At 72.5% G+C, this 1,146-nt stretch carries 1 protein-coding gene and 1 pseudogene; both read right to left on the bottom strand.

Annotated features, from left to right (window positions below; genetic code table 11):
* On the bottom strand, positions 1 to 616 hold a 616-nt coding region (locus B7767_RS35950; protein WP_085575707.1), incomplete at its 3' end, for a sugar phosphate isomerase/epimerase.
* Between the two features lie 81 nt (positions 617 to 697).
* A pseudogene (locus B7767_RS35945) lies at positions 698 to 1,146 on the bottom strand (Ppx/GppA family phosphatase); the annotation flags it as partial.

Genomic DNA, 1,146 nt, shown 5'->3' with positions numbered 1-1,146 from the left:
AGCCCCGGCCGTCGGCGAGGTGGACGTGGCCGAGGCGGTCACCCATGCGGTCGATCATCTGCAGGGCGTCGGTGCGGGCGGTCGAGGCGTGGCTGAGGTCGATCGTGAAGTGGCGGTAGTCCTCTTTGGTGACGTCCCAGTCGGGGGCGTACGCGAGCATCTCGCGGTCGCGGTAGCGCCAGGGGTACATGTTCTCCACGGCGAACCGCACGTCCGTCTCGCCGGCCATCCGCCAGACGCCCTCCACGAAGTCGCGGGCGTACTGCCGCTGCCAGCGGAAGGGGGGATGGACGACGACCGTGCCGGCGCCGAGCTTCTCGGCGGCGGCCTGGGCGCGCTGGAGCTTGGTCCAGGGGTCGGTGGACCACACGCGCTGCGTGATGAGCAGGCAGGGCGCGTGGACGGCCAGGATGGGGATGCGGTGGTAGTCGCTGAGTCTGCGCAGGGCCTCGATGTCCTGGCTGACCGGGTCGGTCCACACCATGACCTCGACGCCGTCGTACCCGAGGCGCGCGGCGATCTCGAAGGCCGTCGCCGTCGACTCCGGGTACACGGAGGCCGTGGACAGGGCGACCTTCGCATCCGGGATGCGGACTACGTCCCTTGGTTCTGCCACGAGCCTCAGGTTACGGGGTGGGGCCGGGTGGGTGCGGGGTGCACGTTCGCCGTTGTGGTGTTTGTCATGGCTCCGGGACCGCTATCCCTGCCCCAGGTGGTCCAGTCTGCGGAGTATCACGCCCTCCCGCAGGGCCCAGGGGCAGATCTCCAGACGTTCCACGCCGAACAGGTCCATGGCGCCCTCCGCCACCAGGGCCCCGGCGACCAGCTGGCCCGCGCGGGCGTCGGAGACGCCGGGCAGCTCGGCGCGCTCGGCGGCGGTCATGGCGGCGAGCCGCGGCACCCAGCCCTCCAGGGACTCCCGCTTCAGCTCGCGCTGGACGTACAGGCCCTCGGCGGAGCCGGGGGCGCCGGCGATGCGGGCGAGCTGCCTGAAGGTCTTGGAGGTGGCCACCACGTGGTCGGGCGTGCCGAAGCGGCTGAACTCCCCGATCGTGCGGGCTATCTCGGTGCGGACATGGCGGCGCAGCGCGCGGACGTCGTCCGGCCCGGGCGGGTCGCCGGGCAGCCGCGCGGCGGTGAGGCGGC

The organism is Streptomyces sp. 13-12-16, assembly GCF_002114215.1.
In the GTDB taxonomy this organism is placed as follows: Bacteria; Actinomycetota; Actinomycetes; order Streptomycetales; family Streptomycetaceae; genus Streptomyces.
This window is presented reverse-complemented; position numbering and strand designations above follow the sequence as displayed.